Raw genomic sequence first — 1,110 nt, 5'->3', positions numbered from 1 at the left:
GATCGCAGCTCGGCGTCGATCGGCACCAGATAGTTTTCGCCGCCGAGCTCGATCCCGTGGCCGGCGAAATACACCATGGCGATCTCGGCCTGTCCCGCCGCGCGCGAAAACTCCAGCAGCGCACGGCGCATCCGGTCGTAGTCGACATCCCCGAGAAAGGTGACGGAAAAGCCGAGCCGGCGCAGCGCGGCCGCGACATCGCCGGCGTCGTTCGGCGGGTTCGCCAGCCGCGGGGCGGCGCGGTAGGTCGCGTTCCCCACCACCAGCGCCACCCGCGTTTGCGCGTGGCTCACCGCGATGCCGGCACACAGCAGGACGGCGACGCAGAGCACCTTCAGCACCGAACGCATCGAAGCCCCCAGTTGCTGCGAGCCACCGCTACTGGCAATCTGACCCCCGCGACACGGCTGGTCAGCCGCGCGCCCGGCAAGATGATTCGAGGTTCAGGCCTCCAGAGACTACGCCACCCTCGACTCCCACCGATCCCGCGACCGCACGCCGCCTGGATCCCCCGGAGAACAGAAAACAAGACGTAAAAAGGTAAGCATTCAACGGGTGAGCTCCCTCCCGAGCCGGAACCCGTTGTAGCTGCCCCGGACGGCCGGTGTGTTCCTGCCGCGGACGGCGGTGCGGAGGTTCCCTACATAGTCGACCCAGGACCCGCCGCGGAGAACACGACGATTGCAATCCGCTGTAATCCATGCCGACCCATCCGACGGCGCCCCAGAGTAGCTCTCGTGGTAACAGTCCGCCACCCATTCCCACACGTTTCCGTGCACTTGATAAAGGCCCCACGGGTTCGGCTCGAAATAGTCCACTGGAACGGTTCTCTGCAGACCATGTTCCTTCAGTACGTTGCCGGATGCGACCATGCCGTAGTTCGCCTGTTTCGTCGATATCGACGACCCCCACCAGAACGGCGTCTGCGTCCCCGCTCGCGCCACATACTCCCGTTCCGCCTCGCTCAGCAGACGATAGTCTTTCCCCGTCTTCTTCTTCAGCCAGTCCACATAGGCCTGCGCATCCGTCCACGACACGTTGATCACCGGGCGCCGTCCACGGCCCCAGCCTTGATCCTTCGGCCGGTACCTGTTGCACCCACCGTCCGCA

2 protein-coding genes are annotated in these 1,110 nt (G+C 65.1%); both read right to left on the bottom strand.

Translation table 11 applies throughout. From position 1 onward, the window contains the following. A partial coding sequence (locus ABTU92_RS22860) for a caspase domain-containing protein (RefSeq protein WP_408093925.1) occupies positions 1 to 350 on the bottom strand: 350 nt, incomplete at its 3' end. A 198-nt stretch (positions 351 to 548) separates the two neighbouring features. Beyond that, positions 549 to 1,110, bottom strand: a 562-nt coding sequence (locus tag ABTU92_RS22855) for a formylglycine-generating enzyme family protein (RefSeq protein ID WP_408093924.1), incomplete at its 5' end; no start/stop codon positions are given.

This window comes from Rhodoplanes sp. SY1 (assembly GCF_046000175.1).
Lineage (GTDB): Bacteria > Pseudomonadota > Alphaproteobacteria > Rhizobiales > Xanthobacteraceae > Rhodoplanes.
The sequence above is the reverse complement of the archived record's forward strand: the minus strand, read 5'-3'. Positions and strand labels throughout refer to the sequence as shown.